Below are 25361 nucleotides of genomic sequence, written 5' to 3'. Positions count from 1 at the left end.
AGCATGACTTGATTTTTGCGATACGGGGCAATTCCGCCACTGTCGGGCATGCCGCGCGAGCGGCCATGATCTTTGGTGTTCGCAGGAAGCACTCAGGTCGCCGGAGTCAGCGAGGACCGCGATCCGGCCACCGTCCGACCCACCCGGTGGAGCACGAACAAAGGAAACCCATGATCGTCCGTTCACTGAAAGAGATCGTCGGCACCGAGCGGGAAGTGCGGGGTCCCGCATGGAACAGCCGTCGCTTGGTGCTCGCCGAGGAGAAGGTCGGCTTCTCTGTGAACGACACGGTGGTCGAGGCGGGCGCCGAGCTCGAGATGTGGTACGCCAACCACGTCGAAGCCGTCTACGTGATCGAGGGGCATGGCGAAGTGATCGACGGCGAGACCGGGCAGACGCATCCGCTCGAACCCGGTGTGCTGTACCTGGTGGACGCACACCAGCGGCACATCCTGCGCGCCCACACCCGGTTCCGCGCGGTCTGCGTGTTCGACCCGCCTCTCACCGGCCGCGAGGTCCATGACGAGAACGGCGCTTTCCCACTGCTGAGCGAGGAGGACCGGTGAGCGACAGCTCCCCCGAGCCCGACCACGAGAATCCGCGCGGATTCGCCAGCGACAACAACGCCCCCGTGCACCCGGACATCATGGCCGCGCTGGCCGCCGCCAACGTGGGCCACCAGCCGGCCTACGGCGCGGACGTCCACACCGCGCGGCTGCGCGAGCTGATCAAAAGCCATTTCGGCGAGCGCGCCGAGATCTATCCGGTCTTCAACGGCAGCGGCGCGAACGTGGTCGGATTGCAGGCCATGTGCGACCGGTGGAGCGCCGTGATCTGCCCCGAGTCCGCGCACATCAACCGCGACGAGTGCGGCGCGCCCGAGAAGGTGGCCGGTCTGAAGCTGATCCCGGTGCCAACCGCCGACGGCAAACTCACGCCGGAGTCGCTCGACCGCTACACGTGGGGCTTCGGCGACGAGCACCACGCCCAGCCCAAGGTCATATCCATCACGCAGAGTACCGAACTCGGCACCCTCTACACGCCAGGAGAGATCGCGACGATCGCCGCGCTGGCGCACGAGCGCGGCATGCTGCTGCACGTGGACGGCGCCCGGCTGGCCAACGCGGCCGCCGCGCTCGACCTGCCGCCGCGCGCGTTCACCACCGACGCCGGGGTGGACGTGCTGTCGTTCGGCGGCACCAAGAACGGCCTCATGTTCGGCGAGGCGATCGTGGTGCTCGAGCCGGACGCCGTGCGCGGCGTGCCGTACCTGCGCAAAGCCGCGCTGCAACTGGCCTCCAAGATGCGATACGTGTCGGCGCAATTCGTCGCGCTGCTGGAGGGCGACCTGTGGCTGCGCAACGCCCGGCACGCCAACGCGATGGCGGCCCGGCTGGCCACGGCCGCCGCCCGGGCGCCCGGCGTCGAGATCGTACGGCCGGTCCAGGCCAATGCCGTCTTCGCCGTGTTGCCCCGGGAGGTCACCGAGCGGCTGCAGAAGCGGTTCCGCTTCCACACCTGGGACGAGCGCACCGGCGAAGTCCGCTGGATGTGCTCGTTCGACACCACCGAGGCCGACGTGGACGCCTTCGCGGCGGCGATCGGTGCGGAAATGGCTGGTCGATCCCGGAACTCGCACGCACTCAGCACAAAACACCGGACGGGACGGCACACGTAGTGTCGTCCCGTCCGGGCATCCGCCAGGAGGTCTCCATGTGGGCGATCACCGAAGGCGCGGATCGCGCGGCATCCGGTCGCCAGGCGTAGCGCGCGTGCTTGCTCGCCGCCGCCCGCGCGCTACGCGCGAGCACAGCGGATTCCGGCAATGCATGCGCATAACGCCATGGGCGAGCATACCCCTGGCACACCGGATTCCGAAATGGAATTCGGCTCAGCCGCGCAGCGTGGTGACCGTGACCAGCGACGGCTGAATCAATGCCCCGTACACCTCGATCGACACCCCGCCGGTGGGGGTTTCGCTGGCCCACCGGGCGTGTTCGGTGATCCCCTCGCCGAGAAGCGCTTTCGCTCCTGGCGACCACGCCACGGCCACCTGGCTCAGCGCCGGTCCGAGATTCAGGTTCGCGATCGCCGCGGATTCACCGTTGTCGAAGTAGACCTCCGTGCCGCCGGGGAACGGATTGACCGCGACCGCGGAGGCACTCGCCCCACCGAACGCGGCGGCGGATCCGCCCGCCACGAGCGCTACCAAGACCGTCATGACCCGTTGACGCATCCGAATTTCCTTTTCGTGTAAGCACACCGGCCGTGCAGCCGGTCATGTCACCTTTGCCGAGCGGACATCGTTCGGCAATTCGATGTGCTGCTGATCACACGCAGCCTACGGTGTGTTCGCGTCGGCCGCGAAGGCACTCGCGTGATCGGCCGCCCATTCGGCGAAAGTACGTGCACGGCCGAGAATTTCCACCACATCCGGGGTGACGATCGCATTGCGTCCGGCACGGACATATTTCTGCCCAGCCAGCGCACCGTCGGCGAATTCGACGGACATTCCGGACGCCAGCATATGTGCGCGTGCTTCGGTTTCGGGAATATCGATCACGTCCACCGGGCGGCCGGTGACCGTTGCCAGAGTCGCGGCCAGATCGTGCGTGGTGAGCAATTCCGGCCCGGTGAGCGTGTAGATCCGGCCGGCGTGATCGGCGGAAACCAACGCCTCGACGGCCACTGCGGCGACGTCACGGGGATCGACGACCCCCTGGGCGGCGTCGCCGGTCGTGTTCGGCACCGGCTGTCCGGCCCGGATCGCGGCGGCCCAGCTCAGGGTGTTGGAGGCGAATGAACTGGGACGCAGGATGGTCCAGTCGACGCCGCTCTCGCGTGCGGCCTGCTCACCGGGCATATGCCAGGTCCCGACGCGGCCGAGACCGGTGTCCCCGGTGCCGATGGCGGAGAGCTTGACGATTCGGCCGACTCCCGCGTCCCGCGCCGTGGCGATCAGAGCACGATCGAGTTCCGCGTACTCCGGGCCGAGCACCCCGACGATGAACGCGGCCTCCGCACCGGCCATCGCCTTCGCCATGGACGCGACGTCGGTGTAGTCGCCGCGCGCCACTTCGACGCCCGCGGGGACGTCGGCCCGGTCCGGGTCGCGGGTGACGGCACGGATCGCGGTCCCGCGCTCGCTCAGCTGCCGGATGATTTCACTGCCGATGGTGCCGGTCGCACCGGTGATCACGATCATGAGCACCACCGTGCCGGGCGTTCGCGCAGGTCTCTAGGAAATTCCGGCACACATGCCGAGCGCGCGGCTGCCTACAGTTGATGCGGTGACCACTCTGCTGCGCCCGCCTGTCGTGACCGCCGAGTTGGTCGAGAGATCCGAACCCGCGCCGGAGTCGCTGCGGCCGTGGCTGGCCGAACTCGGCCACATCCCGACCGTGCTCGACCTGTCCGAGCCGTTCGCGCACGTGCCGCAGACGGCCACCACGATCGTGCTGCGCACCGAGCGCGAAGAGGCCGGTGACCACCGGGTGGCGCTAGTCGTCGGGCCGCAGACCAAGGCGAGCTACTCGCGCGCGAGCAAACCCGCGGGCTGCGTCCGCCTGCGGCTGGCCCCGGGTGCGGTCCCCACGCTGCTCGGTGTTCCGGCGGCCGACCTCACCGATCGCGTGCTGCGCCTGGACCACCTGCCCGGCCCGGTCGCGCCCTTGGCCGCCGAGCTGAGCGAACTCGATCACGGCGAGGTCGTGTCATACCTGGAGAACGAACTGCCCCGCCGTATACCCGACGATCCGGCCCAGAGCGCCCGCCGCGAACTGCTCACCACGGCCGTAGCCGCCATCGCCGCCGACCACCCGCTTTCTGTCTCCGAGTTGGCCACGCGCCTGTCCGTCAGCGAACGCCAGCTCCGCAATCTGTTCGCCAGTGGCATCGGCGTCTCCCCGAAACACTTCGCACGCATCAACCGCGTTCGGCGGGTCCTGTCCCGCACCGACGACATACCGCTAGCCGATATCGCGACGGACACGGGCTATTACGACCAGTCGCACATGACAGCCGATTTCCGCAGTCTGATGGGTGTACCGCCCACTTCATACCTCCGAGGCCGGGTCCCCGCCCCTTCCCCTTGCCGCCCACTCACCCGTCTCCGCTGACTTTCTCAACTCGAATGCCCCGGGTCAGACCTGGTCCTCGGCCGCGATACATGCTCGCAGTACAGACGTTCGCAAGGGAGGCGGGGTAGACCCTCCGCGCCATCCGGGAGGACTTCTATCGCGTCGGGGTAATGAGCATGCCGCCATTCGCGCGCGAACGTCATCGCCGCCGTGACGCATGCGGCGAAATCCATGCGCAGTCCGTCCAGGAACACACTCACGTGGACGTCGTCCGAGGGATTGGTGCAGGAATCGCCGCACATCACGCACCTGATCCCAATGTGGGCATCTCGAGATCGCCTGTGATTTCAATGCGACGGAAGTAGCGGTAGTCCTCGCGGCTGACTATCACCGCCGCGACGAGCGTCGCGCACGCTGAGTAGTCGCAGTCGCAGTGCATTTCGAGCGCCTTGCCGGCATTCGCTGGACTGGATACCGGCCTCGCGCCGGACCGCGCGACCGCCACGTCCAGCCGGAACAACTCCGCGAACAATCGCACGTCATCAGGCAGATCGGGCTGAATGAGAAAGGTCCAGCGCCCCGAACGCGGATGCCCCACGATCGGGCCGGGAGGGACGCCCCGGCTCTGCATATGCGCCTTGACCGCCTGCCCGAGGCGAGTAGGCATCGTCATCGCCCACACCGACCCGGCCCGCAGCACGATCCGCCCGAGCTCCGGCGGGTCGACCACAGCGGGGAGCCCACACTCCCGCCGGTAGAACAGGCACCGCGATCGTGGAGTGTCGCCATACGTATTCATCCGTAACCCCCACTCTCAGTCGAAACGTTCTTTGCGCATCCGGTTCGGCCGGTCGCGCGAAATCGCCCAGCATTCCGAGGCCGGAAATGGACCCCAGGGCCCGGCGCTTCGCACCGCCCGCTACCAGGCGCTGCGTAGTAGTCTCGGATCAATGGGGCAAGCGGGGAATTGTTTTGCCGTCCACAAGAATCCACAGAATCGGGGGTGCGGGCTCGATGGAGAATCCTGGACTTCTGCTCAGGGACGCCCGGCTGAGCAGAGGGGTCAGCCTGGCCGCGCTCGCGGCGAAGACGAACTACAGCAAGTCGTTGCTCGGAATGATCGAAAACGGGCAGCGGGCCGTGAAGCAAGAGCACATCATGAGCTACTCCCGTGCTCTGAACATCCCGATAAGCGCGCTCATGGCACCGTCGCCGGACCCGATCCGTGTCGCGCACGAATGGCTGGTTGCGGATTCCGCCCCCAAGACGCACGCCTCCGCCGGCCGCCGAGTCGGCGAGTCGCTGGCCGCCGAGATGGAACAGCGTGTGGTCGCGCTGCGACACCTGGACGACAGCATCGGCGGGGGTGAATTGTTGCCGCTGACACTGCACGAATTCGGCAGCGTGCGGAAAGTCATCACGGAGTGCAGCTACACCGAACGCGTGGGCAAGCGACTGCTGGGCGTGGCCGGTGAGCTGGCCCAGCTCGCCGGGTGGGTGGCGAGCGACGCGGGCAGGTATGAAGACGCGCAGCGCCTGTATCTGAGCGGCGTGGCGGCGGCCGACGATGCCGGAGACCGTGTCTTGACAGCGCAACTCCTGTCGAGCCTGAGCTATCAGATGGCCAATGTCGGCAACCCTTACGAGGCAGCGCTGCTGGCACGCACGGCGCTCAAGGGAGCGACCAGCGCGCCTCCGGTGGTGCGTTCCCTGCTCACCGACCGCTTGGCTTGGGCATGTGCGCGCTCACGCGACCGCGACGAAGCGAAGCGCGCGCTCGATGCGGTGGATGAGGCCTACGAGCGCCGTTCCCCCGACCTTCCCGAGCCAGAATGGGTGTATTGGCTGGACCGTACGGAAATCGACGTGATGGCGGGCCGGTGCTTCGTCGAACTGGACGAGCCGCGAAGGGCAAGCGCGCTGCTGTCCGGTGCGATCGCGCAACTCGCCGCCGACCGAGTCCGTGAGGTAGCCCTCTATCGCACCTGGCTCGCGGAGTCCTACCTCGAGGTCCGCGACCTGGACGCCGCACGCGCCACCATCCGAGAGGCGAAGATCGCAGCCGAAACCGCACACTCGGCCCGCCTCGACCGACGCATTGCCCAAATCGAAGCCATGCTGGCCTGAACTGCACACATGAGCAAGCGACGCGACTACTACCGAGATCCGCATGCCCCGACGGCCGTCTCCGCTTGCGGCACCACAGTCAAGGACGCACACAGCCGTATCTGGGTTGAGCACAACGCCTTCGTAGACCGAAACCCCAAAGCCGCGCCGCTCTGTCCGCAGACCGTGCTGTTTCCAGACGTGACCAGGCGAAATTCCGTGTCAGCGCCGGTGTCAGCTTGCTGTCAGGGCGGCGTCAGGCCGGGCGCCGAGAGTGGTTGCCATGACGAAGAACAGCAACTCCTCCACCGAGGCGAAGTGGACGGGAATGGTGCCGGTCGACGATACGGCGCTGGCCGTCACCGACAGCGGTGGTTCCGGTATCCCGGTGGTCTACTGCAATGGCCAGTTCGCCACTCAGAGATACTGGCGGCGGGTCATCGCCGATCTCGGCCCCGAATACCGGCACATCACCTTCGATGAGCGGGCTCGCGGCAAATCGGGGCGTTCCTGGGACTATTCCTTCGAGGCCGCGGTCCGGGACATCGATGCCGTCCTGGCCGCCAGGGAAGTGGACCGTGCGCTGCTGGTGGGCTGGTCCTACGGGGCAGTCGTCGCGGCGCACTGGGCCGGCCGGAATCCGGAGCGCGCCATGGGCGCGGTGCTGGTCGACGGCGCGTTCCCGTACGACTGGCTCGACGAGGCCATGGAGCAGCGGATCCGCAAGCTCTTCAAGCGGCTGAACTTGTTCATGCCGCTGCTGCGCCCCACGGGTCTGACCCCGCGGATGAACGCCGCACAGATGGCCGAAAGCAATATCGAACTCGGCAGGCTCTCCCGCGAGCGCGAGCTGGGTCCCGTGCTGGACGACATCAGCGTGCCGGTGCGGTATGTGGTCGCTTCGGGGACGTCGTTCGGAAGCCGGGGCGATGAGCAAGAGCGAATCCGCACCAGCCTCGACGCGGTGTGCACCCGTAATCCGAATATTCGCGTCGGCGCGAAAGTCGCCAGTAACCACGGTGCGATCCTGCGCAAGGACTTCCGCGCCATCACCCAGGCCGTCCGCGAGATCGCGGCGGCCGACGACGAGCAGGGTTCGCCGAGCCGCTGACCGACGCGCCGCGTCAGTCCACAACCACGATCTGCCCTCAGCACTCCGCCCACGCAGCCGACCATTCGACCGCGTTCCCAACACAATCGAAGGAGACACCACCATGTCCATCACCCTCACCGACCAGGACAAGGCCACCGTCCGGACCGCCGCCTACGGCGCTGTCTCGCTGATGGCCGCCGCCGACGCCACCGGCTCGCCCCACAAGTCCGCCACCAACGGCGCCATCGCTCTGTCGTCGGCGACCGGCCTGGTCGGGCACGTACTCGCCGCCAAGTCCAAGGACATCACCCTGAACGGCAAGAACGTCGCCGAACTCGCCGACCACGTGCTGCCCGCCCTCACCGCGGCCATGCGCCTGCTCCAGCAGCGGGATCCGGCCGAGGCCGACAACTTCCGCAGCACCGTCCTCGTCGCCGTCGACGCGGCCGCCGGAACCCGCAAGGGCGCGCCGAGCCCCGTCCTGGCCGAAATGGCCCGCAAGATCACCGCGGCCATCGACGCCGCCTGACCGGATGCCGACCGCACCGCCGCTGTCACGGGGTCCTCAACCGGACCTCGTGACACGGCTGCGCGGCGGATACGCCGGCATCACCGCGCTTTCGCGCCCCGCCGCCGCTCCATCTCCTCACGTTCCAGCACAGCCGCCTGCGCGAGGGTCGGCGCGGTTCCACCGAGCCGCGCGGGGACCCAGCGGGCGCCTTTCACCATCGGGTAGTCGCGTTGGGCGCGTTCCAGGAGTTCGCTCATTCGGGTGCGCAGGGTGGCGGTGAGTTTCTCAGGCGGATCGTCGGGTGGGATCGGCGCGCCGATGCGGATATTGATCGGGAAGTTGTGCCGACCCAACTGCCTGGGGATGTCCTTGGTCCAGACCCGGTGCGCGCCCCAGATGATCATGGGAACGATCGGGACGTCGGCTTCGACCGCCATGCGCGCCGCGCCGGACTTGAATTCCTTGAGCTCGAAACTGCGGCTGATCGTCGCCTCGGGATAGACCACGACCACCTCGCCCGCGCGCAAGGCGGTCACCGCGCGGGCGTAGGACTCCGCACCGGCCGTGCGATCGACGCCGATCGCCTTGCAGTGCTTCATGAGAAAGCCGACGATGCCGTGCTCGAGTTCGGCCTTCATCATGTACCGGACATTGCGGCCGGACTTGCGCCCGACCAGCCCGACTTCCATGAAATCCAGATAGGCCGTGTGATTCACGGCCAGCACCGCCCCGCCTGAGCGCGGAATGTGCTCTTGGCCTTCGATATCGACGCGCAGGCCCTGCACGAAGAAGATGGCGCGGACCAAGCCGGCGAGAATGTCGTAAACCGGTTCTCGCGCCATCACACCTCCAGCTACTGCGCCGCGTTCTTGCGCGCGGCCTTGGCCTCGGCTTCGGCGGCATCCATCGCGTCCGCCTCTTCCAGGGTAGGAGCGCTGCCGCCCAGACGGGCGGGCACCCAGTACGCACCGGGCTCGTGCACGTAGTCCTTTTGCAGGTCGAGCAGCATTTCCTGCATGGTCGAGCGCAGCTTCGCGGTCAGTTCGGCGGCGGGCTCGAAGGGCTGGATCGGCTCGCCGACCGCGATCGAGATGGGCGTGTTGGTGCGGCCGAGCCGCTTCGGGAAGCCCTTGGTCCAGACCCGCTGCGCGCCCCAGATGACGATCGGGATGATCGGCACCTCCGCCTCGATGGCCATGCGCGCCGCGCCGGACTTGAATTCCTTGATCTCGAAACTGCGGCTGATCGTCGCCTCGGGGTACACGCCGACCAATTCGCCCCGGCGCAGGTACTCCACGGCGGCCTTGTAGGAATCCGCGCCCGCCGAACGGTCCACCGGGATGTGCTTGAGCGCGCGCATGATCGGGCCGGAGATCTTGTTGTCGAAGACGTCCTTCTTGGCCATGAACCGGATGTAGCGCTTCGGCGTGCGCACCGGCAGGCCCGCGTAGGTGAAGTCCATGTAGCCGGTGTGGTTCACCGCCAGCACGGCGCCACCTCGGGCGGGAATGTGTTCATCGCCCTTGACGGTGAACTTCAGACCTTCGATGAAGAAGACGGTACGGGCCAGGCCGATGATCGTCCGGTAGACGGGTTCCACAAGTCCGCTAGCGTAGTCGCTGCTCGTCCCCATCGGCAGTTCGCCGCCGCCGCGCGCCGCGCCGGAGCGAGGACGCATGAGCAGCCCGACCGCACGCCCGGAGAGAAGAGGATCGTCGAAGTGGAACGCGCCCGATCGGCACCGCGCGAGTACGACCGCAGTGCAGCACGCGAGCGGAACCGGGCCGGGCGAGCGACCCGCGCCGCGCTGATCGGCGGCTCGGCCCTGATCGCGGCGATCGCGCTGACCGGTTGCGACTCCGTGGTCGGCATCCCGGAGGAGAGCGCGCCACAGGCGGCCGTTCGCACGACGCCACCGGCCGCCGTCCCGGCCACGCCCCCGCCGAGCACCTCCGCGCTCGCGCCGGTTCCCGCCGACGCTCCGCCGGTGGGCGCGGTCGCTGGTCTGCCCGCCGCCGCACCGGCGATGCGGCGCTGGGCGGCGGACCTGCGCTCGCACACCATCGCCGAGATGCAGGACAAGTGCTGGACCATCGCGCCGAGGAACGTGGCCGAGATGTACGAAGACCAGCAGGCCGTCCTCGCCGCGCTCGCCCAGCCCGGCACGGTGACCGAGGACGCGGTCGTCTGGAAGAGTCCCACCACCACCGTCGCCGTCCAGCGCGCCGAGATCGCGACCGGATACGCCTGCCCGCGCGTCGCGACGGCCGGTGCGGAGATCGCCTACAACGACGCGGACGCCAGGCACACCGTGCGCCGGTACCTGTCGCGCTTCGTCGGCACTCCGCTCGACCCCGCCGACAAAGAAGGCGACTACCCTCTGATCTGTAAGGCGTCCCCGGCGACCTGGGACCCCAAAGGCACCGGGCGTCCGAGCCCCGCGCCGCTGGCGAACAACCAGGGCGCGCTCACCGGGGCCACCGAGTTCGCCGACCAGCAGATCCGGTCGGAGCAGGTGAACACCGAGTACATCGCGGTGCTCGTGCCGGTGACCAACTCCTCCGGTGTGACGCAGACGCGCACCTTCACCCTGCGCTCCGGGACGGACGGCTACTGCATCGGCGATGTCACGCCGTAACCACTACCCTGGTTGGCTGGTAAACAGCAGGAGGAGCAGCTAGTGCAGATCACCAGCGTCGGACACGCCGGATTCCACATCCGCACCGCGGCCGGGTCGATCCTTTGCGATCCCTGGGTGAACCCCGCGTACTTCGGTTCCTGGTTCCCGTTCCCCGACAACACCCAGCTGGACTGGGACGCGCTGGGCGCATGCGACTTCCTCTACGTCTCGCACCTGCACCGCGACCACTTCGACGCGAAGACGCTGGCCGAGCACGTCAACAAGGACGCGACCGTCCTGCTGCCGGACTATCCCGTTCCCGACCTGCGCCGGGAACTCGAACAACTGGGCTTCCACAAATTCTTCGAGACCGAGGACTCGGTCAAGCACACGGTGACCGGCCCCGGCGGGGATCTGGACATCATGATCATCGCGCTGCGCGCGCCCGCCGACGGCCCGATCGGCGACTCCGGGCTCGTGGTCTCCGACGGCGAGACCACCTGCTTCAACATGAACGACGCCCGCCCGGTCGACATGGACGTGCTGCACGACGCCTTCGGCCACGTCGACATCCACCTGCTGCAGTACTCGGGCGCGATCTGGTATCCGATGGTCTACGACATCCCGGCCCGCACCAAGTCGAACTTCGGCAAGCAGAAGCGTCAGCGCGGCATGGACCGGGCGCGCAGCTACATCGAGCAGGTCGGCGCGACGTGGGTGGTGCCGTCCGCGGGTCCGCCGGTGTTCCTGGACGACGAGTTGCGCTACCTCAACGACGATCGCGGTGACGAGGGCAACATCTTCCCCGACCAGAAGGTGTTCCTCGAGCAGATGGAGATCCACGGCAACGCGGGCGGGGTCCTGATGATCCCCGGCTCGGTCGCCGACGTGCGCGGCGCCGAGCTGACCCTGACCCACCCGAGCGACCCCGCCGAGATCTACGACAACAAAGCCGAGTACATCGAACGGATGGCCCAGCGCCTCGCTCCGGTGCTGGAGGCGGAGAAGGCGACCTGGGAGCGCGGCGACGGCTCGCTGCTCGAGCCGCTGCGCAAACTGTTCGAGCCGATCATGGCCCAGAGCGACGTGATCTGCGACGGCATCGGCTACCCGGTCGGTTTGGTGATCGGGGAGGAAACCATCGTGCTGGACTTCCCCAAGCGCACGGTGCGCGAGCCGGTCGAGGGCGAGGGCCGCTACCGTTACGGCTTCCGCATCGCGCCGGAGCTGGTGCGCACGGTGCTGCGCGATCGCGAGCCCGACTGGGTGAACACCATCTTCCTGTCCACCCGCTTCCAGGCCTGGCGCATCGGCGGCTACAACGAGTTCCTCTACACGTTCTTCAAGTGCCTCACCGACGAGCGGATCGCCTACGCCGACGGCTGGTTCTCCGAGGCGCACGACGACTCCGCCTCCACCGAACTCAGCGGCTGGGAGGTGCAGCGGCGCTGTCCGCACCTGAAGGCGGACCTGTCGAAGTTCGGCGTGGTGGAAGGCAACACGCTCACCTGCAACCTGCACGGCTGGCAGTGGGACCTGGAGTCGGGACGGTGCAAGACGTCCAAGGGCCACGAACTGCGCTCGCGCAAGCTGGACTGAGCCGCGACTTCCGGCCGACGCTTCCCGCGCCGGCCGGAAGCATTTGCCAACCGATTACCGGTCGGCCACCTCGCGGGTCAGCTTCGACGACCACGGACACCAGAAGCAGCCCGGCAGAAACGCGCCGCACGCCTCGTCCAAGTGGTCGTTGACATACATGATGCTGGCGTCGCAGACCTCGATCGCCATGGTGAAGAAGGTGATCGTGTCGGGGTCCAGATGGAAGTCCCAGCCCGGGTTGTAGGGCGCGGGCATCTTCCGGATCCGGCCCATGACGTGGACGGACATCTGCTCGTCACCCGACAGGATCCGACGTGCTTCGGCGATCCGCTGCTCATTGGTCAGCTGGATGATGAACTCTTTGCCGGAGTAGTCGGTGAATGCGAAGAGCGCCATGTCTTCCCCTCTTGTCGGTGGGTCATGTTGTTGGATGGCGAATTCCGCACCGGTGCGACTCGATCCTATCGGTGCGGCACCGTCTGTTTGCTAGAAATTTGCCAACCAGTGCATAACCGAACCGCAGTCGGTCAAGGCGGGCAGAAAAGAGGTACGCCCCGAAATCAGCTGGACGCTCCCGCCGGGACTCTGTCCTGCTCCGGCCTGCGCGGGCCGGTCCGCACCGTGCGGATCAACTCGCGGATCGCGATGCCGCCTCTGGCCACCGGCGCGGCCACACGTCCATCGGGATCGATCAGGACGGCGGACGGTGTGCCGCGCACCCGATAGCGCAACGCGGCTTCGTTGCCCTGCTGCACGAGCGAGGGGATATCGCCCAACCCGTGCTCGACGCCCCACGCGGCTTGCTCGGCGGCATCGCCGTTGCCGACCGCGACGATCGCGAGCGCGTCGCCCGTCCGCGCACGCCAGCGGGGCAGTTCACGGGCCAACGCCGCGCACAGCTCACACCCTGGGTGCACGAAGACCAGCAGGACCGATCTCGCACCGGTCAGCAGATCCTCGAGCGTGGTCTTCGCCCCGTCGGGAGCGAACAGCTCGAATTCCGGCGCCACCGCACCAACCGGCAACCCCTCCGCGCCCAGCGTGGACAGCGCCTGCTCGTCCACTCGGCGGCGCAGAACACGCAACTGGCCCGCCAACCACACCAGCACCGCGACCACCGCCGCGACCACAGCGCAGCCGATCGCGTTGTCGGCGGGCAGGTCCATCGGCACGCGCGGGTGCGTCTGCGCGCCGATACCGACCAGCACGGCGAGCGCCGCGAAAACACCGTTGCGCACCAAGATCGTCGGCCCGATCGGCGTGGCGCTCGCGGCGCCGAAGCAGGAACAGGAAGGGTGCTCGCCACGCCGCAGCAACCGCGCGATCACCGCCGTGAACACGGTGAGCAACAGCAGCACCGCCAGGGCGGCCACGCCGGAAACCCGGGGAATCAGCACGCTCACCGCGATGATCGCCTCGGTGCTGGACAACCCCCATGCCACCGCGGGCACCCAGCGCAGCGGCACCCCGAAATCCCCCACCGCCTGCCGCGTCGCGCTCCGATCCGCCAGCTTGCCCCACGCCGACAGCCCGAACACGACAGCCAGACCCAGCCGCGAAATCCACACCCCGTATTCGATCAGCATGAGCGCACCATTCCACACTTATGCGCTTCGCATATGAATGCGCGGCGAGTGTCCTCAGGACTGCGGTCGAGCGGCGACCGCGACCGCGACCAGAGTCAGCGCGCAGCCGACGATCGCGGTGACCGACAGTCCCGCGCTGGTCGGGGTGACCATGTCCAGGATCAGCGAGGCCAACAACTGTCCCGCCACCGAGGTGAGCCCGAGCAGCAGAACGCCGATCCAGCGGACCGCCAGGGCGGCGAGGGCGATGAAGGCGACGCCGATGAGTCCGCCGAGATACAGCCACGGCTCGGCCGGGAAATCGGCCGGTCCGCCGGAGGACACGATTACCAAGGCCTCGATGACGAGCAAGGCGGCCAGCCCGACGCCGAAATTCACCAGCGCCGCCGACAGCGCTCCACCGACGGCGCCCACCTTGCCGTTCACCGCCTGCTGCCAGGCCAGGCCGATGCCAGCCAGCGCGGGCAGCGCGATCAGCAGCACGGTCGGCGTGCCGCGCAGCGCCTCGGGCACCGAGAGACCGCCGCCGGCGTGGGTGTGCCCGAATCCGGCGATCAGCACCGCCACCACGCCGAGCGCCGCGCCGGCCAGACGTACCGTGGTGACCGGCGTGCGGCCGCTCGGACCGAGACCGAGCCGGTCGACAGCCAGGCTGCTGAGCAGCTGTCCCGCGACGGTCGCAACGGTGAACGCGGTGACACCGATGGCCGCGACGGTGAGCCCCTGGCAGGCCACGAAGAACGCCCCGCACAGACCGCCGAGCAATTGCCAAGGCCGCAGCACGCCCTCCGATACCGCCCGCCGCACCCGCCGCGCGCCAACCCGCAACCGCCCGCTGACCGCGAACGCCACCACCAGCACAACCAGCCCCACCCCGAAACTGATCGTCGCCGCCGCCACCCCATCGGCCAACCTCGCCCCCAACGCGCCGTTGATCCGCCCCTGCACCGCCACCCCGGCACCGATCCCGAACCCGCAAACCAGCCCGAACCGCACTCCCGCACGCTACCCAACCGCCGCGAGTGGCACATGACCGCGGCATTTCCCGAGAGCGTCTCTCCACGGTGTGCCACTCGCGGTCAATCAGCGCGGGGGAGCCAGCGCGGGGTGAGGGCGGCGATGGCGAGGAGGGAGGCGCCTAGGAGGGCCAGGAGGGTGGAGATGGAGGTGTGCTGGGTGGTGAGGCCGGCGAAAGCGAAGACCGCGAGGGCGATCACCTCGCCCAGGAGGCCGGACACCGAGGTGTACGGTGGCTCGGGCGGGACCGTCGATGGCGTCCTGGAGGCGGGCGGCCGCGACTATCCCCGCGTTGTAGACGATGCCGTAGGAAACGCCGATCGAACCGAAACCGAGGCCGGCGAGCAGGTAGACCGCGTCCGGACGGCCGGTCGCGAGGCCGGCGATCAGCGCCCCGCCGAGGAACAGCATGCCCGCGGCGGCCACCGCGATCGACATCGTCCGGCCCGACATCCCTTCGGTGCGTCCCGCCAGCACCGAACCGGTCAGCGAACCGAACACGGTGAGACCGACCAGCAGGGGCACAGCGGCGGTCGAGACGCCGGATTCCTCCGCCAGCAGGGCGAAGTATTCGTCGAACGCCGTCACCCCGAACAGCAGCGCCTCCAGCAGCACGCCGTAGCGCACCGCCCGCACGCGGACCGCTTCGCCGACCCCGGCTTTCAGCATGGTGCGGTATCGCGCGAACGGTCCCGGCCGCGGCGCGGAGCGCTTCGGATCGACGGCTGCGGGCTCCGACGCGAAGCCGTTGGGGACACTCGGCTGCTCGAAACGTTCGCCCCGTGGCCGAGACGCCGAACCCACCTCCGACAAGATCGTGCGATCCACCGAACAATCCCCGACAGTGCGGGCGTGGACATCATCGACCGGCGCTGAAGGTCGGCCGGAGAAGTCTTCCTCTTCGAGAGCATCAACGTCCGCCGCGCACACCGCTTTCGGCGCCGTGGGCAGCGACAGCGCGACCAATGTGTGTACGGCCGCGATGGCGACGCTGAACCAGCCGACCAAGACATAGCCGCCGTACAGGTACAGGGGCGTCGCCGCGAGGATCGCGATGACGACAGCCGTCTCCGCACCGGCACGGGTGTAACCGAGGATGCGCGAATAGGCCGACGACGCCGCGCGGGCGGCGAGGTCGTCGTACAGCAGCGCCTCGAACGTGCCGGAGGCCAGCGCGCCCGAGGTCCCCCACAGCACGAATCCGGCGGCGAAACCCGCGAACGAGGGCGCCACCGTCCACAGCGCGAAGCCCGCCGTCAGCAAGACGCCACTGAGCACGAGCAGCCCACGGCGCGACACCGTGTCGGCCCACGCACCGGAGGGCACCTCGAGCAAGGAACGACGTCGCCGACCAGATGGCCAACAGCGAGGAGATCTGCCCCGTGCTCATGCCGTGGTCGGCGAACAGCAGGGCGTACAGCGCGTAGAGCGGGATCAGTTCACCGATGCTCTTGAAGAGCACCGCCCGAACCGTCAGCGAGCGCAGGCTGAGCGCACCCGCGCTGTTCGCGCGCCGGGCGCGCGGCGATCCAGCGGATCAACAGGCGTAGATGAGCAAACGCATGTCGATCAGCATGTCCATCCACGCCGCACGGCGTCAAGGGATTTCCGCTCGGTCGCGAAGGAGTGAATCAGGGCAGCGGCACCCAGCCGTTCGCGGGAACGGAGTCCCCGTCGCCCAGCTCCCCGTCCGTGACGCCGGAGCCGATCCGGCCTTTGTTCTCGTTGAGGTCGCTGATCAGCTCCGACACCGGATGCGAATCGCTGTAGTGATAGCCCTGCGCGAGCGCGAAGCCCAGTTCGGTGAGCACCGCGGCTTGGTATTCGGTCTCCACTCCCTCGGCGATGACCTGCAGGTCGAGCGCGTTGGACAGGGCGGCGATCACGCCGAGCAGCGGCGGCGCGGGCGAGTCGGAGCGGATCGCGGCGACGAAGGACTGATCGACCTTGAGGATGTCGCTCGGCAGGGTGGCCAGTCGGCTGAGCGAGGAGTAGCCGGTGCCGAAGTCGTCGATGGCGATGCGCACGCCCCGCTCCCGCAGAGTGTGCAGGTTTTCGATCGCGGTCTGGGATTCGGCGGCCAGTTCGCTTTCGGTCACCTCGAGCACCAGCTGATCGGCGGGCCAACCCGTCGTGGCGAGGATCCCCGCCACCCGGTCGGCGTAACCGGCCTCGGCCAGCTCCAGCCCGCTGACGTTCACGTTCAGCGTCAAATCCAGCTGGGCGAAAGTTTCCTGCAACCGCGCCGCGTCCGCGCAGGCCCGGCGCAGCACCAGCTCGTCCAGATCGGCGATGAGGTCGTACTCCTCGGCGACGCGGATCAAGCCCTCGGTGGTGACATCCGGTTGCGCGCTCGACGACCAGCGCAGCAGCGCCTCGACACCGACCGCCTTGCCGCCGCCTTCGGTGAGGCTGACGATCGGCTGGTAGTGCACGTCGAGCGCGCCGCGGTCGATCGCTTCGCGCAGTTCCACCGCCAGCGGCAGCTGCCGGGAGGACTCCAGCACCGTCCGGTTGCGTCCGGCCTGCTTGGCCCGGTACAGGCCGACGTCGGCGCGGCTGACCAGCAGCGACCCGGATTCGCCCGGCTGCCATGAGGTGACGCCGGCCGAGCAGCCGGTGGTCACCGCGGCGCGGAGCTGTTCGGTGAGCAGGATCGCGGCCTGCTCGGTGGTGTTCGGCAGCAGCAAGGCGAACGCGTCACCGCCGTAGCGCGCCAGGCGCTGCTCGGGGGCCAGCAGTTTCGACCAGGTGTCGGCCACCCGCTGCAGGACGGCGTCACCGGCGCGGTGCCCGAGATGATCGTTGATCTTCTGGAATCGATCCAGGTCGACCAGCACCAGCGCGAGCCCGTGCCCGGACCTGGTGGCCTGCTGGATCGCGGTGTTCAACGCCCGGTCGAAGCCGCGCCGGTTGAGCAGTCCGGTGAGCACATCGATGTCGGCTTCGGACGCCATCCTGGTCAGGATTCCGACGACGACGCCGACGCCGAAGGTCACACCGGCCGGAATCAGGCCCGACCACCACGGCAATCCGGGCGTCACCGGCCGCGCGGGCAACACCCACAGGCACAGCGCCAAGGCGAACGCGATATGGGCGGCGGCCTGCGACCAGGCGAAGAACAGCGCGGCGTCGCACGCGATGAACACGTAGAACGCCGCGAGGCTGATCGCTCCGACGGTGTTCGGGAAGGAGTGCACCGCGATCGTCACCAGCACCGTCGCGATCGCGACGTAGACGTGGTGGATCGAATGCGGCAGCCGCGGCCCCCATGCGAGCAGCGTGAGACCGAGCGCCAGCGCCACCGCTGCCGCCCCGCCCACCAGCGGACGATTACCCTCCTCACCAGGGGCGATGGCGGTGATCAGCAGACCGAGCACCCCGCCCATGACGTAGAACGCCCCGGTGGTCCGAGCCATGACCATAGCCGTCGCCAGCGCAGACGCGGCCCGCACCCGGGTTCGGGTATCGCCGCGAGACCCGATTCCTCGCACGACGAATAGCCTAGACATAAGGAATCCCGCTGGTTGCCACATCCCGGGAATCCGGCATGGCGAACCAGTAGCTATTCACCTGAACGTTATGCCCGCGTGGTCAGTTCGTCGGTCGCAGCACGTCGGTGCCGACGAACGGGACCAGGGCGGCCGGAATCCGGACCGACCCGTCGGCTTGCTGATGGTTCTCCAGAATGGCCACCAGCCAGCGGGTGGTCGCGAGCGTGCCGTTCAACGTCGCGGCGATCTGCGGCCGTCCGTTCTCGTCGCGATAACGGACGGCAAGCCGCCGCGCCTGGTAGGTGGTGCAGTTGGAGGTCGAGGTGAGTTCCCGGTAGGTCCGCTGGGTCGGCACCCACGCCTCGCAGTCGAATTTGCGCGCGGCGGAGCTGCCGAGATCACCGGCCGCGACGTCGATCACCCGGTAGGGCACCTCGATCGCCGCGAGCATCTCCTGTTCCCAGGCGAGCAGGCGTTGATGTTCGGCGTCGGCCTGATCGGGCGTGGTGAAGACGAACATCTCCACTTTGTCGAACTGGTGCACGCGGATGATGCCGCGAGTGTCCTTGCCGTAGCTGCCCGCCTCGCGGCGGAAGCACGACGACCAGCCCGCGTAACGCTTGGGGCCGTCGCTCAGGTCGAGGATCTCGTCCGAGTGGTAGCCCGCCAACGGCACCTCCGAGGTGCCGACCAGGTACAGATCGTCGTCGGCGAGGTGGTAGACCTCGGCCGAATGCTGCCCGAGGAACCCGGTGCCCGCCATGACCTCCGGGCGCACCAGCACCGGCGGAATCATCATGGTGAAGCCGTTGGCCACCGCCTTCTGCGCGGCCAGCTGCAGCATGCCCAGCTGCAGCAGCGCGCCGTAGCCGGTCAGGAAGTAGAACCGGGCGCCGGAGACCTTCGCGCCGCGCTCCATGTCGATCAGGCCGAGCGACTCGCCGAGTTCCAAGTGGTCCTTCGGCTCGAAATCGAACTCCCTCGGGGCGCCGACGGTCTGCAGCACGACGAAATCGTCCTCGCCACCCGCCGGTGCGCCTTCCTGCACCACGTTCGAGATGGCGCGGTGCGCGGCGTCGAGATCCATGTCGGCGGCGTGTTGCGCGGCCTCGGCCTCCTTGACCTTGACCGACATCTCCGACGCCTGCGCCAGCAGCGCGGACCGTTCCTCCTTGCTCGCCTTACCGATCAGCTTGCCCATCGCCTTGTGCTCGGCGCGCAGGTTGTCCGCGGTGGCCACCGCGGCACGCCGCGCCGCGTCCGCCTCGAGCAGCGCGTCGACGAGGGCGGGGTCTTCGCCGCGGGCGCGCTGCGAGGCGCGGACCGCGTCCGGGTTGTCCCGCAGGAATCGGAGGTCGATCATGGGCCACCAGCCTAGTGGTCGGTGTGTTGCGCTTTCACGCCGATATCCCAGGATGCGGACCATCCGGGCGCGATCGCGCGCATAGTGGGGCTTGTGGGCACTCCATTCGGTGAGACGGCCGTCGACAACGCGCTGGCCGATCTCGCCGCGGGCGAGAAGACGTGGGCCGCGACGCCGCTGCGCCGCCGCCGCGCCTTGCTCGACGAGATCCATGCCAGAATCGGCCGCTTCGCCGAGGACTGGGTGCGCGCCGCGTGCGTCGTCAAGGACCTCGACGAGCACTCTCCATTGATCGGCGAGGAGTGGATGTCCGGCCCGCTCACCTTGTTGCAAGCCACGGCCGCGCTGTCGGCGACCCTCGCCGCGCTGGAGACCGGCCGCAGCCCGCTGGCGGGCATCACGCTGCGGGAGGCGCCGGGCGGGCGGTTGGCCGTGCCCGCGTTCCCGTTCGGCGTCTACGACCGGCTGTTGCTGAACGGCTTCCGCGGTGAGGTGTGGCTGCGCCCCGGCGTGGACGCCGACAGCGCACGCAGGCGAGCCGGGCTGGCCCAGCTCGACCCCACCGCCACCGGCGGGATCGGCGCGGTGCTCGGCGCGGGCAACATCACCTCGATTCCGCCGCTGGACGCGCTCTACGAGCTGTTCGCGCACAACCGGGTGGTCGCGCTGAAGCTCAACCCGATCACCGACCCGCTGTTCACCGTCTTCGAGATGGTGTTCGAACCGCTGCTGGAACTCGGCGCGCTGCGGATCCTCACCGGCGGTGCGCGGGAGGGCGGTTACCTGGTGCGTCATCCGGATGTCGCGCACGTGCACATGACCGGCAGCGCGCAGACCCACGACGCCATCGTGTGGGGCCCCGGCGCGGAGGGCGCGCAGCGCAAGAAGGACAACCGGCCCCTGCTGGACAAGCCGATCACCAGTGAGCTGGGCGGCGTCTCGCCGACCATCGTGGTGCCAGGCGATTGGTCCGACGCCGATCTGCGCTATCAGGCCGAGCACGTGGCCACCCAACGGCTGCACAACGGCGGCTACAACTGTGTGGCCGCGCAGGCGGTGGTCATCGGCTCCGAGTGGGACCGCAAGGACGAGTTCCTCGCCGAACTCCGCCTGGCCATGGAGCGGGCGCCACAGCGAACCGCCTATTACCCGGGCAGCGACGCGCGGGTCGCCGACGCGCTGGCCTCGTATCCGCAGGCCGAGCGTCTCGGTGCGGGGCGGGTGCTGGTCGACGGACTGCCGCCGACCGGCTCGCCGCTGCTGCGCACGGAATACTTCTCGCCGGTGCTCGGCGTCGTGGAGCTGCCCTACGCGGGCGGCGAGTTCCTGCAGCGCGCGGTGGACTTCGCCAACGCCGAGCTGACCGGCACCCTGGGCGCGAACGTCATCGCCCATCCGGCGACCATGCGCAGGCTCGGTGTGGCGTTCGACCGCGCGATCGAGCGGCTGCGCTACGGCGCTATCGCGGTGAACACCTGGACCGGTCTGGCCTTTCTCGCGCCGCGGGCCGCCTGGGGCGCCTTCCCCGGACATACCCTCGACGACGTGCAGAGCGGTATCGGCGTGGTGCACAACGCCCTGTTGCTCGACGACGTGGAGCGCACCGTGGTGCGCGGTCCGTTCCGGCCCGCCCCGCGCTCGTTGCTCGGCGGGGAGTTCGCCCTCTCCCCCAAGCCGCCCTGGTTCGTCGGCAACGCCACCGCCGCGACCACCGGGCGCAGGCTCACCGAGTTCTACGCCGACGCCAACCCGGCCCGGTTGCCCGGCGTCTTCCTCTCCGCGCTGCGCGGCTGATCCACCCGCCCCCGTGCCGCGCCGATCGGGCCAGGTCGTGGCACCGCGGCACCGACGCTGCCATGATGGACCGCGATGTCCTCCGAACGTGTGTCCCGGTCCCCGCAGGCGCCCAAGCGCGGCGCGTCGTCGCGCGCCGACTCCCTACGGCGCTCGTTCGACTCGGCCAAGGCCGCCATGGGCAAGGGCGAGCTGCGCGATCTGCATCTGTCGGCGCCCACCTTGCGCTGGGGCCTGCTCGCGGTAGCCGTCGGCGCCGTGGTCGCGGCCCTGGTGACGCTGTTCGTCACCGGCTTCGACAACGAGAAGGGCCTGGAGGCGCACAATCCAGGCGCACCGGCACAGCCCGTGCTGGACAAGGAGTTCGGCACCGCGTCCAAGGGCGACTGCCTGAGCTGGACCAAGCCGGACCGCTCGGACCTGGTCAAGGTGAACTGCTCGACCAAGCACATGTTCGAGGTCGCGGCCGACATCGACATGAGCAGATACCCGGGCAAGGAGTTCGGTCCCGGCTCGCGGTTCCCGGACTCGTTGCGCCTGACCGAGCTGAAGGAAGAGCACTGCGTGCCCGCGGTGCAGAAGTACATGTCGGGCCGGTTCGATCCGCGTGGCAAGTACATCGTCGGGCTGATGTACCCGAGCCCGGAAGGCTGGCAGCACGGTGACCGCACGCTGCGCTGCGGCCTGCAGATCGCGGCCAGCGCTGGCACTCCGCCGTCGGTCGGCAGCGCCACCGAGCACGACCAGTCCAAGGTGTACGAGCCGGGCGTGTGCCTCGGCATCAACCAGAACCTGCCCACCGATCCCGTCGACTGCGCCCAGCCGCACGCGGTGGAGATCGTCTCCACGGTGGATCTGAGCGCCCACTTCAACGGCGGCCCGCCCGCGAAGGACGACCAGGACAAGTTCGTCGAGCAGGAGTGCACCCGCACCTCGACCGACTACCTCGGCGGGCCGGACGTCATCCGGAACAAGACGCTCACGTTGTTCTTCGACTACATCGATGCCCGCAGTTGGATGGCAGGCAGCCGCAAGCTGGACTGCATGATCGGCAAGGGCGCCGACCGGGAGGGCTTCGCGCCGATCACCGGTTCGGCCAAGGGCGAGATCCTGATCAACGGCCAGGCTCCGGTACCGCCGCCGAACAACGGACGTTCCACGCCCGCACCGCTGCCCGGCGCGGCGCCGCTGCCGCCGCAGCCCCAGCCGAGGTAGCCGAACGCCGATGCCCGTGACGATGTCCGCCGACCGGTTCGAGGAATTGGTCGGCGACGCACTGGATCTCATCCCGCCCGAGCTGACCCGCGCCATCGACAACGTGGTCGTGCTGATCGAGCCGCGCAATCCGGAGGATTCGCATCTACTCGGCCTGTATCACGGCATCGCCCTCACCGAACGCGACAGTCAGTACGGCGGAGCGCTTCCCGACACCGTGACCATCTATCGCGACGCGATTCTCGAGCACTGCGCCGACGAGGCGCAGGTGGTGGAAGAGGTGGCGATCACCGTGATCCACGAGATCGCACACTATTTCGGCATTGACGAAGACCGCCTGCATCAGCTGGGATGGGGATAGTCTTGACCGAGCTGTATTGCGCACCACCAGCGGTAGGTGTGTAATCGGCACGGAGATCGAAAAGTTGGGGATTCGATGGAACCGATCGCGTTGCTGTCGCGTCCTATCACTCGAAGGGGGAATTCTCGTGGTTCCGCCCCACAGCCACTAGAAGGAGTCGAGTCATGGTTGGACATGTACTGATCGCACCCGAAGCCATTCTCGCCGCCGCGGCCGAACTCGACCTCGTCGCCGAACGTCTGGCGGCCGCCGCGGCGGTCACCGCGCCTGCGACGCACGTGCTGCCCTCCGGGGCGGAGGAAGTCTCCTTCGTCAGCGCGAGCCATTTCAATCAGGGGGCGATGTCGCACGACCGGGCGATCGCGCAGGCGATTCTGGAATGCCACCACGCCGCGGCGACGCTGCGCATGCAGTTGGCCCAGCACGTCGCGGGCGACGTGGTGCGCGCCGCAGGCATCAGCGCCATCCAGGTGTAGTTCCGCAACGAGTTCAATCAGCAACGCTCGAGCAGGGGAGAAGACAAACATGGTTGCAGGAGTCACCGGGGTGATCTGGGCCGCGCGCCCGTCGGAGGTCAATTCGGCCACCCTTCACGCGGGCGCGCACGCGATTCCGATCTCGGCCGCCGCCACCGCGTGGGGCGGGCTCACCGCCGCCTGGGTCGACGCGACGACGACCGTCGCCAGGGTGATGGCCGAACTCGGCGTCGGCATGCAGGGCATCAACGGTATCGCCGCGCTGAGCAAGCTCACCGGCTTCCTCGGCTGGTCCGAGCAGCAGGGCGTGCAGGCGGCCGCGATGGGCGCCAAGGCCGCGGCGAACGCCACCGCCTACACCGTCGCCGCGCTGGCGATGCCGAGTCCGCCCGAGATCGCGGCCGTCAACACCGCCTTGGCCGCGTCGGCGAACCCGCCGGGCGTGTTGAGCGGCGCCTTCGAGGCCGCCGAAGTCGCCAGGCACGCCATGGACATTCGCGCCGCGCTGGTCATGGAGACCTACGAGGCCGCGACCAGCGCCATGCTCGCCACACCCGCCGAGTTCCTGCTGCCGCCGCCGATCGCCAAGGGCGCCGGGACGGCCAGCCCCGAGCAGGCGGCGGACACGACCAGCGAAGTCCCGGCCGATCCGATCCAGGCCGCCGTCGCCGCGACGCAGGCCTTCCTGAGCAACCCGGGCGTGGCGAGCGCTGCCACCCAGGCCGCGCAGGCCGTCGGCTCGATCGCCACCACCGGTGTCTCCACCGTCGGAAATGTCGCGGGCAGCGCGATCGCAGCGGCCAGCACCAGCTCCGCGCCCGCCTTCTCCGGCATGGCTCCCATGGCCATGGGTGTCGGTGCGGCGGCCACGGCTGCCGGCGCCGCGACGCGCGCCGTGTCGTTCACGGGTCTCGGATCGGCGGCGGGCATCAGCAGCGGCTCGCTCAAACTTCCGGAGGGCTGGGGCTCCAACGGCACGATCGGTGGCGCCACCGCTGCGGTGCAGGAGACTGCCGTGGTCAAAGGCGTCGAGGCGGCGCCGGTGCGTCCGGCCAACACCGGCAACGGCAACCCCTTGCTGGGTAATCAGGCGCGCAGCGACGAGGACGACGAGAACGAGCACGACGGCCGGGATTACCTGCGGTCGACCGAGCACTTCAACGACGGCCGTCTCACCACCGATGGGGTCATCGGCGGTGACCTCAGCGGGACGGTTAGGTGACCGTACTCGGTGCGGGCCGCGGCCCGTCGACGCTCGATGCGGTCGTCCTGTCGCTCGACGAAATGCAGTTCCTCGTGGAGAAACTGCAAATCGAGGTTCCCGTCGTCCTGAACGCGAGGGCGCGGTACGACAACCTGACCGACCACAAAGCGGCGATGGACGCGGCCGCCGAGTCCCTCGCCCAGCGGGACCTCCTGATCGACGATGTGCTGCATGGCGATCTGGAGAACCGGCTGCGCGCCCTGCACCGGCCCCACTGGATCATCGCGCTGCGCCTGGTCGTCGATGGCTGGGTGAGTCGCTTCTGTCTGGCGAAGGGCGTCGACCTCCCGGTCGTCGCCCTTCGGGGGCAGGACTCCTACGTCATCGATGAGGCCGGAAACGACCTGCCGGCAACGGTTCTCGCGGCACTCGGCTACGCCGAACCGCTCGAGCTGTACGGCATGAACGCGCCCACCGAAGAGCTGGCCACGATCTTCGGCGACACCGGTGATGCCGCGGCCACCGCGGAAAGACTGGCGAAGGTGGGCAATCCGGCCCAGGACGCGCACACTTTGGCCGCGGCCCTGGTCGAGATTCACTCGTATGCCGAGATCGTCGGTGTGATCTACGGCGACGGCACCAGAGACACGGCCGACAACCACATCGCCGTCTTCAATACACGCGCGGGCCGATTCATCGCGACCGCGAGCAGGTCCGACGACGGCGTGAAGTGGACGTCGCTCAGCAGCGGGACTCCCGCGCGACTGCGCACGGCCGTGCAGGATCTGATCAATTCCCTACCGGAACGCGAAGAGTTCCCCCGGAATCCGAAACTGTCCTGAG

24 protein-coding genes and 1 pseudogene are annotated in these 25361 nt (G+C 68.6%); 14 read left to right on the top strand and 11 right to left on the bottom strand.

Features of this window, described 5'->3' with window-relative positions; all coding sequences use genetic code 11:
* Window positions 1–170: 170 nt before the first annotated feature.
* Entirely contained in the window at window positions 171–566 is a 396-nt protein-coding gene (locus U3653_RS03000) for an ectoine synthase (protein WP_195079667.1), read from the top strand.
* Window positions 563–1678 (top strand): threonine aldolase family protein, encoded by a 1116-nt coding sequence (locus tag U3653_RS02995; RefSeq protein WP_323124358.1) that lies wholly within the window; start codon window positions 563–565, stop codon window positions 1676–1678. Before U3653_RS03000 ends, U3653_RS02995 begins: the two co-directional genes overlap by 4 nt.
* A 213-nt stretch (window positions 1679–1891) precedes the next feature.
* Here the strand turns inward: U3653_RS02995 and U3653_RS02990 are convergent, their stop codons facing one another.
* Together U3653_RS02990 and U3653_RS02985 are read right to left on the bottom strand one after the other, a co-directional pair.
* Window positions 1892–2236 carry a hypothetical protein gene (locus U3653_RS02990; protein ID WP_195079666.1) on the bottom strand — a complete coding sequence of 115 codons (345 nt, stop codon included), beginning with the start codon at window positions 2234–2236 and terminating at the stop codon, window positions 1892–1894.
* A gap of 105 nt (window positions 2237–2341) precedes the next feature.
* Entirely contained in the window at window positions 2342–3205 is an 864-nt protein-coding gene (locus U3653_RS02985; RefSeq protein WP_195079665.1) for an NAD(P)H-binding protein, read from the bottom strand.
* Window positions 3206–3290: 85 nt separating this feature from the next.
* On the opposite strand from U3653_RS02985, the gene U3653_RS02980 reads away from it, so the two are divergent.
* The gene (locus U3653_RS02980) at window positions 3291–4118 is read left to right on the top strand and encodes an AraC family transcriptional regulator (RefSeq protein WP_323124357.1); all 828 of its coding nucleotides are present in this window, start codon (window positions 3291–3293) and stop codon (window positions 4116–4118) included.
* Between the two features lie 262 nt (window positions 4119–4380).
* On the opposite strand, the gene U3653_RS02975 is transcribed toward U3653_RS02980, so the two are convergent.
* On the bottom strand, window positions 4381–4809 hold the full coding sequence (locus U3653_RS02975; protein WP_195079663.1) for a hypothetical protein: 429 nt from the start codon (window positions 4807–4809) through the stop codon (window positions 4381–4383).
* 155 nt (window positions 4810–4964) lie between these two features.
* Between U3653_RS02975 and U3653_RS02970 the strand changes: the two genes are divergently transcribed.
* The 3 genes from U3653_RS02970 to U3653_RS02960 all read left to right on the top strand — a co-directional run bounded on the left by U3653_RS02970 (window position 4965) and on the right by U3653_RS02960 (window position 7807).
* A complete protein-coding gene (locus tag U3653_RS02970; protein ID WP_324722329.1) occupies window positions 4965–6206 on the top strand; it encodes a helix-turn-helix domain-containing protein in 1242 nt (413 codons plus the stop codon).
* 262 nt (window positions 6207–6468) lie between these two features.
* Window positions 6469–7296 (top strand): alpha/beta fold hydrolase, encoded by an 828-nt coding sequence (locus tag U3653_RS02965; RefSeq protein ID WP_195079662.1) that lies wholly within the window; start codon window positions 6469–6471, stop codon window positions 7294–7296.
* Between the two features lie 103 nt (window positions 7297–7399).
* Window positions 7400–7807, top strand: coding sequence for a hypothetical protein (locus U3653_RS02960; RefSeq protein ID WP_195079914.1), 408 nt, complete (start codon window positions 7400–7402; stop codon window positions 7805–7807).
* Between the two features lie 80 nt (window positions 7808–7887).
* On the opposite strand, the gene U3653_RS02955 is transcribed toward U3653_RS02960, so the two are convergent.
* Together U3653_RS02955 and U3653_RS02950 are read right to left on the bottom strand one after the other, a co-directional pair.
* The gene (locus U3653_RS02955; RefSeq protein ID WP_195079661.1) at window positions 7888–8631 is read right to left on the bottom strand and encodes a lysophospholipid acyltransferase family protein; all 744 of its coding nucleotides are present in this window, start codon (window positions 8629–8631) and stop codon (window positions 7888–7890) included.
* 11 nt (window positions 8632–8642) lie between these two features.
* Window positions 8643–9389 (bottom strand): lysophospholipid acyltransferase family protein, encoded by a 747-nt coding sequence (locus U3653_RS02950; RefSeq protein WP_067800463.1) that lies wholly within the window; start codon window positions 9387–9389, stop codon window positions 8643–8645.
* 120 nt (window positions 9390–9509) lie between these two features.
* On the opposite strand from U3653_RS02950, the gene U3653_RS02945 reads away from it, so the two are divergent.
* Entirely contained in the window at window positions 9510–10427 is a 918-nt protein-coding gene (locus tag U3653_RS02945; RefSeq protein WP_195079660.1) for a hypothetical protein, read from the top strand.
* A gap of 42 nt (window positions 10428–10469) precedes the next feature.
* Window positions 10470–12008: a Rieske 2Fe-2S domain-containing protein gene (locus tag U3653_RS02940; RefSeq protein WP_195079659.1), complete on the top strand. Its 1539-nt coding sequence runs from the start codon at window positions 10470–10472 to the stop codon at window positions 12006–12008.
* Between the two features lie 54 nt (window positions 12009–12062).
* On the opposite strand, the gene U3653_RS02935 is transcribed toward U3653_RS02940, so the two are convergent.
* The 6 genes and pseudogenes from U3653_RS02935 to serS all read right to left on the bottom strand — a co-directional run bounded on the left by U3653_RS02935 (window position 12063) and on the right by serS (window position 19468).
* Complete coding sequence (locus U3653_RS02935) at window positions 12063–12404, bottom strand: BP74-related protein (protein WP_039794242.1); 342 nt, start codon at window positions 12402–12404, stop codon at window positions 12063–12065.
* Window positions 12405–12568: 164 nt separating this feature from the next.
* Entirely contained in the window at window positions 12569–13594 is a 1026-nt protein-coding gene (locus U3653_RS02930; RefSeq protein ID WP_195079658.1) for a peroxiredoxin family protein, read from the bottom strand.
* A gap of 54 nt (window positions 13595–13648) precedes the next feature.
* Window positions 13649–14590 (bottom strand): DMT family transporter, encoded by a 942-nt coding sequence (locus tag U3653_RS02925; protein WP_195079657.1) that lies wholly within the window; start codon window positions 14588–14590, stop codon window positions 13649–13651.
* Window positions 14591–14673: 83 nt separating this feature from the next.
* A pseudogene (locus U3653_RS02920) lies at window positions 14674–16097 on the bottom strand (MFS transporter).
* Window positions 16098–16242: 145 nt separating this feature from the next.
* Window positions 16243–18030, bottom strand: coding sequence for a putative bifunctional diguanylate cyclase/phosphodiesterase (locus U3653_RS02915; protein WP_323124356.1), 1788 nt, complete (start codon window positions 18028–18030; stop codon window positions 16243–16245).
* Between the two features lie 175 nt (window positions 18031–18205).
* Window positions 18206–19468 (bottom strand): serine--tRNA ligase, encoded by a 1263-nt coding sequence (serS, locus tag U3653_RS02910; RefSeq protein WP_195079655.1) that lies wholly within the window; start codon window positions 19466–19468, stop codon window positions 18206–18208.
* A 93-nt stretch (window positions 19469–19561) separates the two neighbouring features.
* Between serS and U3653_RS02905 the strand changes: the two genes are divergently transcribed.
* The 6 genes from U3653_RS02905 (at window position 19562) to U3653_RS02880 (ending at window position 25360) form a co-directional block, all read left to right on the top strand.
* On the top strand, window positions 19562–21262 hold the full coding sequence (locus U3653_RS02905) for an aldehyde dehydrogenase family protein (RefSeq protein WP_195079654.1): 1701 nt from the start codon (window positions 19562–19564) through the stop codon (window positions 21260–21262).
* A gap of 177 nt (window positions 21263–21439) precedes the next feature.
* Window positions 21440–22477 carry a septum formation family protein gene (locus tag U3653_RS02900; RefSeq protein ID WP_397069722.1) on the top strand — a complete coding sequence of 346 codons (1038 nt, stop codon included), beginning with the start codon at window positions 21440–21442 and terminating at the stop codon, window positions 22475–22477.
* A 10-nt stretch (window positions 22478–22487) separates the two neighbouring features.
* Entirely contained in the window at window positions 22488–22838 is a 351-nt protein-coding gene (locus tag U3653_RS02895) for a metallopeptidase family protein (protein ID WP_195079652.1), read from the top strand.
* Window positions 22839–23002: 164 nt separating this feature from the next.
* The gene (locus U3653_RS02890) at window positions 23003–23314 is read left to right on the top strand and encodes a PE domain-containing protein (protein ID WP_067800238.1); all 312 of its coding nucleotides are present in this window, start codon (window positions 23003–23005) and stop codon (window positions 23312–23314) included.
* A 49-nt stretch (window positions 23315–23363) separates the two neighbouring features.
* Complete coding sequence (locus U3653_RS02885) at window positions 23364–24536, top strand: PPE domain-containing protein (RefSeq protein WP_195079651.1); 1173 nt, start codon at window positions 23364–23366, stop codon at window positions 24534–24536.
* Window positions 24533–25360 (top strand): ESX secretion-associated protein EspG, encoded by an 828-nt coding sequence (locus tag U3653_RS02880; RefSeq protein WP_195079650.1) that lies wholly within the window; start codon window positions 24533–24535, stop codon window positions 25358–25360. The genes U3653_RS02885 and U3653_RS02880 overlap by 4 nt, the downstream gene beginning before the upstream one ends.
* Window position 25361 lies beyond the last annotated feature (1 nt).

It is taken from the genome of Nocardia implantans, assembly GCF_035544775.1.
In the GTDB taxonomy this organism is placed as follows: domain Bacteria; phylum Actinomycetota; class Actinomycetes; order Mycobacteriales; family Mycobacteriaceae; genus Nocardia; species Nocardia implantans.
Note: the sequence above shows the minus strand (reverse complement) of the source record. Positions and strands in the feature narration are given on the sequence as shown.

Coding starts and splice junctions, on each gene's coding strand:
- U3653_RS02885 (WP_195079651.1), top strand. CDS start 23,364: ATGGTTGCAGGAGTCACCGGGGTGATCTGGGCCGCGCGCCCGTCGGAG.
- U3653_RS02970 (WP_324722329.1), top strand. CDS start 4,965: ATGGACCCCAGGGCCCGGCGCTTCGCACCGCCCGCTACCAGGCGCTGC.
- U3653_RS02985 (WP_195079665.1), bottom strand. CDS start 3,205: ATGATCGTGATCACCGGTGCGACCGGCACCATCGGCAGTGAAATCATC.
- U3653_RS02915 (WP_323124356.1), bottom strand. CDS start 18,030: ATGGCTCGGACCACCGGGGCGTTCTACGTCATGGGCGGGGTGCTCGGT.
- U3653_RS02935 (WP_039794242.1), bottom strand. CDS start 12,404: ATGGCGCTCTTCGCATTCACCGACTACTCCGGCAAAGAGTTCATCATC.
- serS (WP_195079655.1), bottom strand. CDS start 19,468: ATGATCGACCTCCGATTCCTGCGGGACAACCCGGACGCGGTCCGCGCC.
- U3653_RS02965 (WP_195079662.1), top strand. CDS start 6,469: ATGACGAAGAACAGCAACTCCTCCACCGAGGCGAAGTGGACGGGAATG.
- U3653_RS02955 (WP_195079661.1), bottom strand. CDS start 8,631: ATGGCGCGAGAACCGGTTTACGACATTCTCGCCGGCTTGGTCCGCGCC.
- U3653_RS02900 (WP_397069722.1), top strand. CDS start 21,440: ATGGGCAAGGGCGAGCTGCGCGATCTGCATCTGTCGGCGCCCACCTTG.
- U3653_RS02895 (WP_195079652.1), top strand. CDS start 22,488: ATGCCCGTGACGATGTCCGCCGACCGGTTCGAGGAATTGGTCGGCGAC.
- U3653_RS02960 (WP_195079914.1), top strand. CDS start 7,400: ATGTCCATCACCCTCACCGACCAGGACAAGGCCACCGTCCGGACCGCC.
- U3653_RS02990 (WP_195079666.1), bottom strand. CDS start 2,236: ATGCGTCAACGGGTCATGACGGTCTTGGTAGCGCTCGTGGCGGGCGGA.
- U3653_RS03000 (WP_195079667.1), top strand. CDS start 171: ATGATCGTCCGTTCACTGAAAGAGATCGTCGGCACCGAGCGGGAAGTG.
- U3653_RS02930 (WP_195079658.1), bottom strand. CDS start 13,594: ATGCTGATCGAATACGGGGTGTGGATTTCGCGGCTGGGTCTGGCTGTC.
- U3653_RS02890 (WP_067800238.1), top strand. CDS start 23,003: ATGGTTGGACATGTACTGATCGCACCCGAAGCCATTCTCGCCGCCGCG.